The 14,617-nt window shown below is 41.8% G+C and carries 12 protein-coding genes; 7 read left to right on the top strand and 5 right to left on the bottom strand.

The annotated features are described in order from the left end of the window. Nucleotides 1-69: 69 nt before the first annotated feature. The gene (locus tag KXJ59_RS08420; RefSeq protein WP_295203202.1) at nucleotides 70-846 is read left to right on the top strand and encodes a hypothetical protein; all 777 of its coding nucleotides are present in this window, start codon (nucleotides 70-72) and stop codon (nucleotides 844-846) included. A 97-nt stretch (nucleotides 847-943) separates the two neighbouring features. On the opposite strand, the gene KXJ59_RS08415 is transcribed toward KXJ59_RS08420, so the two are convergent. The 3 genes from KXJ59_RS08415 to KXJ59_RS08405 all read right to left on the bottom strand — a co-directional run bounded on the left by KXJ59_RS08415 (nucleotide 944) and on the right by KXJ59_RS08405 (nucleotide 3,530). Continuing rightward, a complete protein-coding gene (locus KXJ59_RS08415) occupies nucleotides 944-1,417 on the bottom strand; it encodes a hypothetical protein (protein WP_295203200.1) in 474 nt (157 codons plus the stop codon). Between the two features lie 112 nt (nucleotides 1,418-1,529). Further along, the gene (locus tag KXJ59_RS08410; RefSeq protein WP_295203195.1) at nucleotides 1,530-2,249 is read right to left on the bottom strand and encodes a glycerophosphodiester phosphodiesterase family protein; all 720 of its coding nucleotides are present in this window, start codon (nucleotides 2,247-2,249) and stop codon (nucleotides 1,530-1,532) included. A 201-nt stretch (nucleotides 2,250-2,450) separates the two neighbouring features. Continuing rightward, nucleotides 2,451-3,530: a hypothetical protein gene (locus KXJ59_RS08405; RefSeq protein WP_295203194.1), complete on the bottom strand. Its 1,080-nt coding sequence runs from the start codon at nucleotides 3,528-3,530 to the stop codon at nucleotides 2,451-2,453. 165 nt (nucleotides 3,531-3,695) lie between these two features. Between KXJ59_RS08405 and KXJ59_RS08400 the strand changes: the two genes are divergently transcribed. From KXJ59_RS08400 to KXJ59_RS08390, 3 genes are all read left to right on the top strand, one after another. Next, nucleotides 3,696-4,487, top strand: a complete 792-nt coding sequence (locus KXJ59_RS08400) for a tetratricopeptide repeat protein (RefSeq protein WP_295203192.1) — start codon at nucleotides 3,696-3,698, stop codon at nucleotides 4,485-4,487. A gap of 73 nt (nucleotides 4,488-4,560) precedes the next feature. Continuing rightward, the gene (rpe, locus tag KXJ59_RS08395) at nucleotides 4,561-5,208 is read left to right on the top strand and encodes a ribulose-phosphate 3-epimerase (protein WP_295203189.1); all 648 of its coding nucleotides are present in this window, start codon (nucleotides 4,561-4,563) and stop codon (nucleotides 5,206-5,208) included. A 257-nt stretch (nucleotides 5,209-5,465) separates the two neighbouring features. Next, the gene (locus KXJ59_RS08390) at nucleotides 5,466-6,452 is read left to right on the top strand and encodes a PhoH family protein (protein ID WP_295203179.1); all 987 of its coding nucleotides are present in this window, start codon (nucleotides 5,466-5,468) and stop codon (nucleotides 6,450-6,452) included. A gap of 68 nt (nucleotides 6,453-6,520) precedes the next feature. Here KXJ59_RS08390 and KXJ59_RS08385 read toward each other — a convergent pair whose 3' ends face one another. After that, nucleotides 6,521-7,741, bottom strand: a complete 1,221-nt coding sequence (locus tag KXJ59_RS08385; protein WP_295203177.1) for a bifunctional 3,4-dihydroxy-2-butanone-4-phosphate synthase/GTP cyclohydrolase II — start codon at nucleotides 7,739-7,741, stop codon at nucleotides 6,521-6,523. Nucleotides 7,742-7,969: 228 nt separating this feature from the next. On the opposite strand from KXJ59_RS08385, the gene KXJ59_RS08380 reads away from it, so the two are divergent. Further along, entirely contained in the window at nucleotides 7,970-11,236 is a 3,267-nt protein-coding gene (locus tag KXJ59_RS08380; protein WP_295203172.1) for a carboxypeptidase regulatory-like domain-containing protein, read from the top strand. Between the two features lie 168 nt (nucleotides 11,237-11,404). Here KXJ59_RS08380 and KXJ59_RS08375 read toward each other — a convergent pair whose 3' ends face one another. Continuing rightward, entirely contained in the window at nucleotides 11,405-12,223 is an 819-nt protein-coding gene (locus KXJ59_RS08375) for an alpha/beta hydrolase-fold protein (protein ID WP_295203164.1), read from the bottom strand. A gap of 195 nt (nucleotides 12,224-12,418) precedes the next feature. Between KXJ59_RS08375 and KXJ59_RS08370 the strand changes: the two genes are divergently transcribed. Further along, nucleotides 12,419-13,372 (top strand): hypothetical protein, encoded by a 954-nt coding sequence (locus tag KXJ59_RS08370; RefSeq protein ID WP_295203160.1) that lies wholly within the window; start codon nucleotides 12,419-12,421, stop codon nucleotides 13,370-13,372. After that, a complete protein-coding gene (locus KXJ59_RS08365; RefSeq protein ID WP_295203157.1) occupies nucleotides 13,372-14,487 on the top strand; it encodes a carboxylate-amine ligase in 1,116 nt (371 codons plus the stop codon). Before KXJ59_RS08370 ends, KXJ59_RS08365 begins: the two co-directional genes overlap by 1 nt. Nucleotides 14,488-14,617: the final 130 nt, after the last annotated feature.

Genomic DNA, 14,617 nt, shown 5'->3' with positions numbered 1-14,617 from the left:
CAGAATCGGCCAAGCATTTAATGAGCAAATATCAAACGGTAGAATAAGGACAGATTTACAATAAAAAAAATGAACCCGATTACATTTGCACTACTTGCAGTTATTCTGCCTTTTACTTCTGTGAGCGCTCTGAAAAAAGATACCGTTTATATAAAGCCCGGTCAGGTGAACACAAAAGTGCTGATACCGGGCACCCATCGCTGGCTGGTATATTTTAAAATGGGAGCTGATAGCCCACGAACCATGTTCAATATCTGGTCGAGACATATTGAAAAAAAACAATTTCAGGGAAAAGATGCCTTTGAAATAAAACAGGTATGGGAAGACAAAGACAGTATCATGCATACCACCCTCTCTTTTTCCGATGCAAAAGATTTTCGCACTTTATTTCATCAGTCCTGGTGGAAACAAAGAGGCAGTACGAGTTATAATTTTCTGACAGGAGAAGCAAGCATAAATGATAAAAAAATCACAGCTGCAGATACTGCTGCAAGAATAAAAAGAATCAGGGATGGATTTGATACTGCACTTACACAATATTCATTAAACTGGCACCTCGATCTGGAAGTATTTCCTCAGCTCCCTTATCAAAACAACCGGACGTTTATGATTAATTTTTATGACCCGGGATATTCACAACCTAAATGGGTAGCTTATACAGTTACCGGAAACGGGAAATTACCGGGCTTAGACGGACAAGAAGCAGACTGTTGGTTACTCGAACACGACGATACCAACAACAAAGAAATTTTCTGGATCAGTAAGAAAACAAAAGAAGTTTTAAAACTCGAGCAGCAGTTTGGAAAGATGTTCAGGTATAAAATCAAGCTGCCGTTTTCAAAATAGCTATTGAATTTGGAAATTTGGAAATGGGCTAATTTGGAAATAAAGGGAAGAGTATCTTTCTCCCATTTTCAAATTAGCCCATTTCCAAATTAGTTAATTACATACCCGGAACCAATCCTCTTGCAATTGGCTCACCTCTGAAAGGCCAGGGTACACCTGCCAGGATGAGTAAAAGTGCTATCAGGAAAAAGAAAAATGCCTTTTTGTATTTTATTTCATCGCTCACTGATTTTTTAGACATGCCATGTGCCAATGTAAGAAACACAATAGCCAATATCATGGTTAAGGGATGCTCTACCCAGTAAAAGCGATAGAACTTATCTTTCATCATACTAATACCTTCAGGTAAAGTGGTGGTAAAAAAACCATAGCGCCCAGCGGCCCACTGGTAAAGGCCCAGCAGTAATGTAGTATGCCCTGCAATCATGGTAAACAACCATGTTTTTTTGTCGGCAGGAGAAAATACTTTTTTGTTTTGCCATCCACTCCAGGCTTTGGCAATAGAAACAATTAATAAAATTAATATCACCCAGCGAAGAAGGTTGTGTAAATGAAGCAGTCCGGTATCCATGTGTTTTGTTTTTAGTTGTTGCAAGATAGGGAAAGTAGTGAATAGCTGATAGTCGATGGTCCATAGTCCATGATAAGAGTTATACTATGGACTATAGACCATCGACTATTAACTATCGTCCCTTCAACAACTCAAATAACAGCTCGGGTTCATTGGTAGTGATAAAATCAAAACGATTATCAAGTGCCCACTGCAAATCTTCTTTACTATTCACTGTCCATGTATTGAGAATGATTCCGTTTTTTCGGGCGCTTTCAATCCAGTCGGGATTTTTTTTGAAGATACTGAAATGATAATCCGCTCCGATAATACCCAATGCTTTTAATTCTTCGGGTGTTTTATCACCATTTAAATATTGCGTAGGTGCTTTAGGTTCCAGTTCTAAAATACGTGTGAGTATACCGAGATCGAAACTGATATAGGTCGTTGCATATGAAGCTTTCAATGCCTGTACCTGTTTCCATGCTTTCTCAGCTACTATTCTACCTCTTTCTTTACTAATCGTTGAAGGCTTGATTTCCAGTACCAGCCGGGTTTCCTTATTGTTCTTTAACCCTTCGGAAAGATATTCATGAAGGGTTGGAATTTTTTCGCCATTCGATAAAGTAAACTGTAAAAGATCAGCATACTTAGTTTGTTCAATAGGTAGTTCATGAAATTTAGGATCATGGTTTACTACAAGCGAATCATCAGCCGTCATCCAAACATCAAATTCAGATCCTGTACAGTGCATACCAATAGCACTTCTCAACCCCGCAATTGAATTTTCAGGCAGGGTTTTCGCTTTGAAAGCGCCGCGATGGGCCACCACAGGGTTTTTGGCAAAAGACATTGAGGATTGATTTTCTTGTGCATTACCGGAAACTGTAACTGCAACAAACAGTAAAAGAAATACCCGTTTCATTGGAAGGTTCATTAGTAAGAATCAAATGTAGGAAAGCTCCGGCAGCTCAGAGATGAAGATTTTATGAACCCTACCCATAAAAAAAGCGGGTCTAGCAGACCCGCCTTGAATGGATTCTCATAGTAAACATCATTCAGTCCAGTCTGCTATGAACAGATTGGTATCTCTTGTACCTCCATTGTTTCTGTTGGAAGCAAAAATAATTTTCTTTCCATTCGGACTAAACATTGGAAAAGCATCAAACCCTTTATCCCGGCTGATTTTTTCCAATCCTTTTCCATTGATATCGGTCAGGTACATATTGAAGGGGAATCCTCTTTTGTACTCATGATTGCTGCAAAAAATAATATTTTTACTATCGGGTGTAAAGTTGGGAGCCCAGTTGGCTTGGCCAAGACTGGTCACCTGTTTTGCATCAGACCCATCAGCATTGGCTACCCATACTTCCATATTGGTGGGTGCCACCAAACCTTCTGCAAGTAACTCTTTGTATTCTTTGATCTCCGCATCGGTCTTTGGTCTGCTGGCTCTCCATACTATCTTTTTTCCATCGGGACTAAACCATGCACCTCCATCGTAACCAAGTATATTGGTGATTCTTTTTTCTTTTCCACTTGCCAGGTCCATCACATATAATTCGAGGTCGCCATCTTTATCGCTGCAATAGATCATTTTTTTTCCGTCGGGCGAAAGGGTTGCTTCAGCATCATAACCCTTTGCCGTAGTAAGCTGCTTTACAATTTTTCCGCTGGTATCGGCCATAAAAATATCATAGCTGCTATAGAGAGGCCAGATATAACGGTTACCATATTTAGCCCGGTCGGGTGTAGGCGGACATTCGCTGCTTCCCAGGTGTGTTGAAGCATAAATAATATGTTTACCATCGGGTAAAAAATAGGCACAGGTAGTTCTGCCCTTGCCTGTACTTACCAGTTTTGGTGAGAATTTTTCACCCGGGGCAGTGGGCACTTTACCAATATAAATCTGGTCGCAGGGAATTCCTTCTTTGGCATAGGTTTTCTGAAAGATGATATATTTTCCATCATAACTCCAATAGGCTTCTGCATTGTCGCCGCCAAAAGTGAGTTGCTGAACATTCCTGAAATGTTTTTCACCAGCAAAATGGACGCTATCACTAAAAGAAGGCTGAGCCATAGCTACTGTAACGGTAACGATGAGCAATAGTGTAGTTGATATTATTCTTTTCATACAAAAAAATCTGGCGCAAAAGTATTTAGAATCAACCGCTTCAATTGTCAAAGAATTGTCATTGAATGAGGAATTTTATAAGCCACGAAACAGCAGGTTCCTTTTTTCACAAGCTTACAACAGGTATACCTGATTGAAAAGCTGCTGCTGCTGTATGTTTGCAGTATGAAATGGATACCGGCACTATTATTGTTTTTATTAGCAGCCTGCCAGCAGGAAGAAAAAAAGCAGGTACAAAAAGAAGTTGAAATACCTGCCGAAGCAGAAGCCCTCTACAAGGCAGTAAACCAGCACCCCGACAGCATTTCACCAAGGGTACAACTGGTAAATGCACTCGACAGTGCAGGCGCATTATCATTTGCATTGGCGCAGATGGATTCTTTGATAAAAAGAGACAGTGCCAATTTTGGTATCTGGTTTCATAAGGCTCAATTAAGTGAAAAGGCAATGGATACAGCCATGGCATTGCAAAGTTACCAGATGGCGGTCCGTATCTATCCCTCCCCCGATGCATTACTCAGTATGGCCAACTTATTGGCTGAAAAAAAGAATAGGCAGGCCATAGCCATTTGCGATGAAGTGGAATCGCTTAGGCTGGGGCGTGAATACCTGGCGCATGCCAGCTTTATAAAAGGTGTTTATTTTGCGAGAACAGGCGATCTTGTAAAAGCCATGGCTTCTTTCGACCGTTGCATTGGCAATGATTACCAGTACATGGAAGCCTATATGGAGAAAGGGTTCCTGTTATACGATACAAAACAGACTGACAAAGCGATCAGCATTTTTGAAAAAGCACTGGAAATAAGACCCACTTATGCCGATGCCAGTTACTGGCTTGCTAAATGTTTTGAAACAAAGGGTGAAAAAGATAAAGCCATATTACAATACCAGAAAGCATTGGTATTGGACCCCGGTATCAAAGAAGCCAATGAGGCTTTAAAGCGACTGGGTGATTAAGAAAAAAATTGTGCAATAAAATATTCGTAAAGGCCATTAAAATACAGCAGTTTTGCAACTTTAATCTTCAATTATGCCCATTATTGCCCCCTCCTTACTGAGTGCCGACTTTTTAAATTTGCATAAAGACTGTGCCATGCTTAATGAGAGCAAGGCCGACTGGTTTCACCTCGATGTAATGGATGGTTCATTTGTGCCCAATATAAGTTTTGGTTTACCTGTAATTGAGCATATCAGGAAAGCCACTACTAAAATCTGTGATGTACACCTTATGATTGTGGAGCCCGGCAATTATGCTGAAGCATTTAAAAAAGCGGGTGCAGATATTCTTACTGTACACTACGAAGCATGTACACACCTGCACCGGAACCTGCAACAGATAAAGTCGCTGGGTATGAGAACAGGTGTTGCATTGAATCCGCATACCCCTGTTCATTTACTGGCCGATGTACTGCACGATATTGACCTGGTTTGTCTGATGAGTGTGAATCCTGGTTTTGGCGGGCAGCAATTCATTCCACAAACACTGGAAAAAATCCGTACACTCAGAAAAATGATTACAGATAAGAACCTGCACACACATATTGAAATAGACGGAGGCGTAACACTTGATAATGCCAAATCGATCCTCAATGCCGGCGCCGATGTACTGGTTGCAGGTAATACCGTTTTTCGTTCAAAAGACCCAATTGCTACTATTGCAGCGTTGAAAGCATTGTAGAGGGTGAATTGGGTGAATGGTGAATGGTTCGTAGACAGAATTCACCATTGACCATTCACCACTCATGCCAGCAAAGTCGCAAAACTTCACACAATCTTCACACCACCCTGTAAGGCAATTCAGGAAATTTGGGAGACTAACCTATCCACACCTGTGCATAATAATTGTTAGGAATTCTCATACATAACAAATTAAATTTGAGAAGGATGGTTTGGTTAAGTATTCCATGATTCCGTGAACCTAAAACAGAAACAGATTTGACAGAGACAATCATTAACCTCGAAACCGTTAACCCCATCGAATTCTTTGGTGTAAACAACGGAAAGTTAGATTTGCTGAAAAAGAAATTCCCATTATTAAAGATCCTCTCCCGCGGGACACAAATTAAACTGAGCGGGGCCCCGGAACAGATTGAATCAGCAAAAGAAAAAATCGATCTTATTATTCAGTACCTCGAAAGAAACGGCCATCTCAGCGAAAATTATTTTGAACAGATTTTAGGAGGAGATGATGCTGAAACGGTTGATAATTTTGTAGATCGCAATCCCAATGATATCCTGGTCTTTGGTCCAAATGGCAAAACCGTTCGTGCCCGCACACAGAACCAGAAAAAAATGGTATTGGCGGCAGACAAGAACGATATCGTTTTTGCCATTGGTCCTGCAGGTACAGGTAAAACCTATACAGCAGTAGCATTGGCGGTTCGTGCATTAAAAAATAAACTGGTGAAGAAAATCATTCTTACACGTCCGGCGGTAGAAGCAGGCGAAAGTTTGGGTTTTCTTCCCGGCGACCTCAAAGAAAAGATTGATCCATACCTGCGTCCCTTATATGATGCACTGGATGATATGATTCCCGCCGATAAACTTGGGTATTATATGAGTACCCGTACCATTGAAATTGCACCATTGGCCTATATGCGCGGACGTACGCTCGACAATGCTTTTATTATTCTTGATGAGGCCCAGAATACCAATGATCTCCAGTTAAAAATGTTCCTCACACGTATTGGTGCCAATGCAAAAGCCATCATTACAGGTGATCCAACGCAGATTGATTTGCCAAGAAACCAGCGAAGTGGTCTTGAAAAAGCCACACGTATTCTGCAGCAGATAGATGGCATTGCACATATAGCATTAAATGAAGAAGATGTGGTTCGTCACAGACTCGTTAAAGCCATCATCAGAGCCTACGATAAGGAACACGAGAAAGAAGAGCAGGAATACGGTCAGGGAAGAAGATAAAAAGATGTCAGATCTCAGATGTCAGATTTAAAAATCAAATCTGACATCTGAGATTTGACATCAAAAAATCATCCATCTTCCTCCAGTATCTCATGCCCTAATTTATCTCTCTTTGTTTTCAGGTATTTTTCGTTGTGCGGATTGGGCGCAATTTCAATGGGAACTATATCAACTATTTCAAGTCCGTACCCTTTTAAGCCCGCACGTTTACGGGGATTATTACTCATGAGTTTGAGCTTGCAAATACCGAGCTTACGTAATATCTGTGCCCCCACACCATAATCGCGTTCATCCATTCCAAAACCAAGGTGCAGGTTGGCCTCCACCGTATCCATCCCTTCTTCCTGCAGCTTATAGGCTTTCAATTTATTGATCAATCCAATACCACGTCCTTCCTGGTTCATATAAAGTATTACACCCTTTCCTTCTGCTTCCACCATCTTCATGGCTTTTTGCAACTGTTCACCACAATCGCACCGAAAACTTCCTAAAATATCGCCCGTAAAACAACTGCTGTGTACACGTGTAAGTATTGCTTCATTTTCTTTCCATGTACCTTTTACCAGTGCCAGGTGTTCTCCCCCACTTGTTTTTTCTTTGAATGCCACCAGTTCAAACTGGCCATATTTGGTGGGCATATCTACGCGTACCAGCTCTTCAATGAGCGAGTCGCGTTTCATGCGATAATCAATCAGGTCTTTGATAGAAATAATTTTCAGGGCAAATTTTTTCGCGATCTCCATCAATTGTGGTAACCGGGCCATCGTACCATCTTCGTTCATCACTTCTACCAATACACCCGCAGGTTCGAGTCCGGCAAGTCTGGCCAGGTCAACTGTAGCTTCCGTATGACCGGTTCTGCGGAGCACACCGCCATCTTTTGCCCTGAGAGGGAAGATATGTCCGGGCCTCCCTAAATCGGCCGGTTTGGTGTTGGGGTCAATAAGCGCCAAAACGGTTTTAGAGCGGTCATGGGCTGATATACCGGTGGTGGTACCCTGACCAATCAGGTCTACCGAAACCGTAAAAGCGGTTTCATGCAAAGAGGTATTGGAGCTTACCATTGGGCTGAGATCCAACTCTTTACAACGTTCTTCGGTAAGGGCGGCACAAATCAGTCCTCGTCCTTCCTTGCTCATGAAATTGATGACTTCTGGTGTGGCATGACGTGCTGCAATGATAAAATCACCTTCATTTTCGCGGTCCTCATCATCTACTACAATCACCATTTTACCTTCACGGATGTCCTCAATGGCATCCTCAATCCTGTTAAGTATAAACTGTTCCATCGGTGCAAAATTACGCCCGATGCACCAAACAGGTTTACCTATTTGGGAATCAGGGTTATTTTTTGACTACAATCGCCGGATTTTGAATAAAAAACAAGATTTCTCTCTAAAAAGCCGAACAAGATTAGACAAATGGCCTGAAATGCCCATTCTGACAATATTTTGTTAACATTCTGTTGAATATCTAAGCTAATAATTCATTTTCTTTGCACTTGAAAAATTAACATTATGCTAAGTAAAAGACTCTTGCAATTTGTAATTGCGGTTTTACTGATGCCGGTACTAACCCTGGCACAGAACACCACCAGTAGCATGAGTGGTACAGTAAAAACCAATACAGGTGAAGTCCTGATTGGTGCAACCGTAACAGCAACCCATGAGCCTACCGGTACCGTTTATCGTGTTCAAAGCCGTACAGGTGGTCGTTTCGACATCAGCAATATGAACCCCGGTGGTCCATATTCAGTTGAAGTTACATTCGTAAACTATGCGAATGAGAAGAAAACAGAGATTTACCTGAGCCTGGGTGAGTCTTTTAAATTAGATGTTGCGCTGGCTCCTAAAAGCAACAACCTTGGTGAAGTAACAGTAACTGCATTGCGCAGAACAACTGAAGCTTCGGGTAAAGGTGGTTCTGAAACATTGATTGGCCGCGACAAAATGGCTAACCTTCCAACCGTAGGTCGTAATATTTACGATTACCTGCGTGCTGTTCCCCAGGCTAAACTGGGTGCTGCTGAAGGTGCTGTTACCATTGCCGGTCAAAATAACCGCTACAATTCATTTTATGTAGACGGAGCCGTGAATAATGATGTGTTTGGTCTTTCTGCATCAGGTACCAATGGTGGCCAGGCTGCTATTGCTCCAATTTCAATTGATGCGGTTGACCAGTTTCAGGTTGTGATCTCTCCATTTGATGCTTCACTGGGTAACTTCGTTGGTGGTGGTATCAATGCCATTACCCGTTCAGGTACCAATAAAACAGAAGGTTCTGTTTACTATTTCTTACAGAACGAAAAACTGGCTGGTAAAACACCAACAGGTTTAAAATCTGCCGCTACAAGACTGGCCAATTTCTCTAAGAAAACCTATGGTTTCCGTGTAGGTGGCGCCATCACAAGAAATAAATTGTTCTACTTCATCAACGTAGACCTGCAGAGAGATGTACGTCCGCAGCCATTTAATTTCAGTCAGTATGCCGGTAATACCAATGGAACTACCGGACTTGCCGCAATTAATGCATTGGCAAATACATTGAGAACCAATTATGGCTATGAACCCGGTGGTTTCTTGGACAATACTGAAGAAGTATCTGCCGATCGTATTACTGCCCGTGTTGACTGGAATATCAGCGACAGACATAAATTATCGGTGAGTAACCGTTATACTAAAGCAGAGCGCTTAAATACTTCTAGCAGCGGGACCGGTATTATTAACTTTTATAACAACGGACACCGTTTCCCAACCAGAACCAATTCAACTTCTGCCGAATTGAAAAGTCTGGTAGGCAAAAGTTCAAGTAATAAATTTCTGATCACTTTCACCGATGTACTGGATGACCGTAGCCCGATTGGTCAGGATTTCCCACGTGTTCGTATCAATGATGGTTCTGGTGCATTGGTATTCGGACCTGATAACAGTTCAACCGTAAACCTGTTAACCCAGAAAAACTGGTCGGTGTATGATGAGTTCAAATTTACTTTGGGCAAACATTCACTGAAAGCAGGTGTTGACTGGGAGTTTAACAATGTATACAATGCATTTATTCAGAACACTTTTGGTAACTATACCTATTCAAACCTCAACGATTTTCTGACCAATGCAAGACCTCAGGCCTATACTTTTGGTTTCTCCAATGTTGATGCGGGTAAAGGTGACAACACCGCTGCTGCAGCAAAATTCATGATGGCCAAAGGTTCATTGTTCATCAACGATGAAATGAGGGCTTCTGATAACCTTACCTTGAGTTTTGGTTTAAGAGCAGACTATTTCAAAGTGCTGAGCAAACCCTGGGAAGATGGTTATACAAACACTGTAGCCATTCCTAAATTTGCACAGTATTACGATCTCAAAGGTGCACGCTCAGGTCAGGCTCCAAAAGTACCTATTGCCTTCTCTCCAAGATTTGGATTTACCTACAAGATACCTGAAGAAAACCTCGTGTTACGTGGTGGATTGGGCATGTTTGTAGGTCGTATCCCACTGGTATGGCCAGGTGGTATTTTCCAGAACAACGGTATTTTCGTAGGGGGTTATACTGCCAATGCCACTCAACTGAATACCATCCGTTTCAGGGCTAATCCAAACGGACAGTGGACACCTGCTGAAGTAGGTGCCGGTATCACAAAAGGACCTTTGAACCTGACTGCTGCTGAATTCAGCACACCTAAAGTATTCAGAACTTCATTGGCTGTAGATAAGAAATTCGGTAATGGCTGGTCTGGTACCCTTGAAGGTATCTTCACCCAGAACATGAATGAGATCTACTATACCAATATCAACCTGCTTCCTCCTATTGGCGTATCTGTAGCACCGGGTAGTAGAAATGTATATCCTACCACCAATAACGCTCGTATTCCTTTGAATGTTGATGGATCAAACCCTTATGATAATGCTATCCTGTTAAGCAACAACGATGGCCCTAAAGGTTTTGGTTACAATTTCACCGTTACTGTTTCTAAGCGTGCACGCAATGGTTTTGCATTTGATTTCAACTACACATTTGGTAACTCAACTGCTATCAACGATGGTACCAGCTCTGTGAACCTGAGTCAGTGGAGATTTATGGAAACTGTTAACGGCCGTAACTTCATCACACGTTCTACTTCAGATTTCAGTGCAGGTCACAGAATTTTTGCATACCTGAGCAAGAAATTTGAATATGCCAATAAAAAACTGGCTACCACAATTACTTTAGCTTATACTGGCCAGTCTGGCAACCCATTCAGTTATGTAAATGGTGTTGGATCAATGGTACGTGATGACGGTACAGGTGGTACCAACGACCTTATCTACATTCCAACTTCGGCTGAATTAGCTGCTATGACTTTTGTTACAGGTGGTGGTGTAACTGCTTCTCCACAGGCACAAAAAGATGCTTTGGAAGCTTATATCATGAACGATAAATACCTGAGAGGCAACCGTGGTAAATTCGCAGAAAGAAACGGCAGCCGTCTTCCTTTCACGAATATCGTTGACCTGAAAATTGCCCAGGATTTCAACCTGAAAATCGGTAATAAACGTTACCAGTTCCAGTTAACATACGATGTATTTAACTTTGGTAACATGTTGAGCAGAAATTGGGGACGTACTTACTTCATGAACAACGATAACTTCCAGTTATTACAGTTTGCAGGTTATGTAAGTGCTACCAATTTTACTCCACAGTTCCGTTTCAATCCTAATATCAGAACTCCATACAACATAAGCACTACGACCAATGCTGCTTATGCTGCAAGATGGATCAGCCAGTTAGGTCTGAGATTCAACTTCTAATCAGAGACATTCCTGATAATAAAAAAGCCATCCGTTTTCGGGTGGCTTTTTTTTGGCAATAGTCAATAGTCAATAGTCAATAGTCAATATGGGGAACTCGACAGCGATTACGTTTATTGTTAACGCTCAAAAAATATTCCTGATTCTTGATTCCTGATTTCTTATTCCTTATTTCTCCCATCCCCATTTCAAAAATTCCGGAAAGGCTTTCGCCCAGGTAGCTACATCATGTTTGCCATCTTCGAGTTCGAGGTAATGAATATGTTCGTCTGTGTAGCCTTTGGCTTTCAGTTCTATAATCAGATCAAGTGCATCATCGATACTGTCGATTACACCATTTTTATTTCTGTCTTCCGCTTCATCCAATAAACCACATTGAATAAATGTTTTGAGCCATGGATAGAAAGCGCCCTTTCGAACCTGTAAATGCATCAGCCTGTCTTTTTCATCTTCATATCCATCTTCATATCCTTTTCTTCTCCACCACAATGAACCGCTGAAAATACCTACACGGTTAAACTCACTCGGATGGTTCCACACAATATCCATTGCACTCAATGCACCCAGTGAAAACCCTGCAAATGACTTGTCTTTAAAAGAGGGAATCTGACAGGTTTTGCGGATAAAAGGGAGCAGTTCATCAAAAATAAATTTGGTGTACAACCCTGCTTTTGCACCCCTTCCTTTATAATCGGCTGCATAAGCCGTACCGTATTCCATTTTTCTGTCTGGGCCACAATGAATGGCCACACAAATCATCGGAGTAATCTTTCCTTCCGCTGTCAGTCCATCCAATATTTCATCGAAAGGCATTTTGGCAAGATCCTGTCCGTCATTAATCAACAGCAGACTCAGTTGTTCATGTGGCTGGTATTGCAGCGGCAGATAAACATCAATTGTTACTTCCCGTTCAAGGTATTCGGAATGAAACAGGTGCTGGGTTAAACAAATCGCCGTCAGGCTCGATTCAGTTCTCACTTCGGTCATGTTTCAAAAATAGGGGAAACTGAGGAAGACGGGAAGACCGAAAGTCCGAAAGTCGGAAAGTGCGAAGCATTTCACTTCACAATAATCTTTCTATCGGACTTCCTGTCTCACGGACTTTCGGACTTCCCGACTTTCGGACTCAAATTCAAAAAATTCTAATTAAATTGAAGACAAATCACACCAAACTACTGACATATGAAAAAGATTGGCATCTTGTTCGGGCAGGAAAGAAGTTTTCCCATGGCCTTTGTGGAGCGTATCAATAGTAAAAATATTCCGGGTATTACTGCCGAACCTGTTCGGATCGATAAAGTGATGCAGGGTGAAGCTAGTGGTTATGCGGTGATTGTAGATCGCATCAGTCAGGATGTACCCTTTTACAGGGCTTTTCTGAAAAATGCAGCCCTCTGTGGTACTGCCGTTATCAACAATCCATTCTGGTGGAGTGCCGATGAAAAATTTTTTAATAATTGCCTCGCCACCAAAATAGATGTTCCTGTTCCCAAAACAGTGATCCTGCCATCACGCGATCTGCCTGCAGATACTTCTGATCAGTCGTTCAGCAACCTGGCTTACCCATTAGACTGGGATGGCATTTTCGGTTATGTGGGTTTCCCTGCCTATATGAAACCTTTTGCAGGTGGTGGATGGAAAAATGTATACAAACTCACCAGCATGGAAGACTTCTTCGAGAAACACAGTGAAACAGGTGAACTGGTAATGCTGTTACAGGAAGAAATTGTTTTTGAAGAATATTATCGTTGTTATTGCATTGGTGGTAAATATGTACGCATCATGTCTTATGAGCCCCGCAATCCTCATCATTTACGCTATGTGGCCGATTTTAAACCTTCGGCTGAACGACTCAAACAAATGGAAGATATTGTGCTACGCATCAACCGTTACCTTGGTTATGATTTTAATACCGTAGAACTTGCACTCCGCGATGGTGTTCCTTATGCCATCGATTTCTGTAACCCTGCTCCCGATGCCGATCTTAAAAGTGTGGGTCAGGAAAATTTCGACTGGGTAGTGGAAACCGCTGCTACTTACGCCATTGAAAAAGCACAGGCGCAGAAAGACGGAGCCGATAACCTCACCTGGGGTGAATACATCAAACGCAGCAGTGCCAAACAAAAACTCATCTGATGGGACATATGAATTATTCGCATTTTACTTTAGGTGTGGAAGAGGAATACATGGTGATCGACCCCCATACCCGGGAATTAAAAAGTCATGAGCAAAAAATAGTACTGGAAGGACAAAAAATCCTGAAAGACAAAGTAAAAGCCGAGATGCACCAGGCTGTGGTAGAAGTAGGTACAGATATTTGCCGCGATATTGAAGAAGCCTTTAATGATGTAGCGGCTTTACGTGGTACCATTGCCAATGTAGCGGGCGAACTGGGTTTGTGGGTTGGTGCTTCCGGAACGCACCCTTTCAGTCATTGGGAAAACCAATTGATTACCGATCATGTTCGTTATAACCAGATTGTAAATGAACTACAGGAAGCCGCACGCAGTAACCTCATTTTTGGATTACATGTGCACGTGGGTATGGAAGACCGCAGGATGGCCATTCATATAGCCAATACGGCAAGGTATTTTTTACCGCATGTATATGCACTCAGTACCAATTCTCCTTTCTGGGAAGGAAGAAAAACGGGTTATAAATCATTTCGCACCAAAGTATTCGACAAATTCCCGAGAACAGGTATTCCTGATTTTTTTGAAAGCATTGAAGCCTACGAAAGCTATGTGAACCTGCTCATCAAAACCAATTGCATTGATAATGCAAAAAAGATCTGGTGGGATATACGCGTACACCCTTTCTTCAACACGGTTGAGTTCCGGATTTGTGATGTACCCATGACCATCAATGAAACCATTACCATCGCTGCCCTGTTCCAGGCCATTTGTGCCAAGATTTATAAACTCAGGACACAGAACCTTAATTTCATGATGTATCAGCGCTCACTGATTAATGAAAATAAATGGCGCGCCAGCAGGTATGGTATTGATGGAACACTGATTGATTTTGGAAAAGAAAGCGAAGCCGATACCAAAACACTCATCATGGAATTACTTGATTTTGTAGATGATGTAGCAGATGATCTGGGAAGCCGACAGGCCCTGAATTATGTATCCAGGATATTTGAACATGGAACCGGGGCCGACAGACAACTGTCTGTATTCAATAAAAACCAGAACCTGGTAGATGTGGTGGATTATATACACGACCAGTTTCTGACGCTTAAAGTCTGAGTACCCTCCACCTATTTATCGGATCGTACAGTAATCAATAATACCCACTCCTTGCCGGGTATTATTGATTACTGACCGATTAAATATATTTATAAGTGTCATTTTGACGATTTTAATATCACCATACCAT

It is taken from the genome of Sediminibacterium sp., from assembly GCF_019264485.1.
In the GTDB taxonomy this organism is placed as follows: domain Bacteria; phylum Bacteroidota; class Bacteroidia; order Chitinophagales; family Chitinophagaceae; genus Sediminibacterium.
Note: the sequence above shows the minus strand (reverse complement) of the source record. Positions and strands in the feature narration are given on the sequence as shown.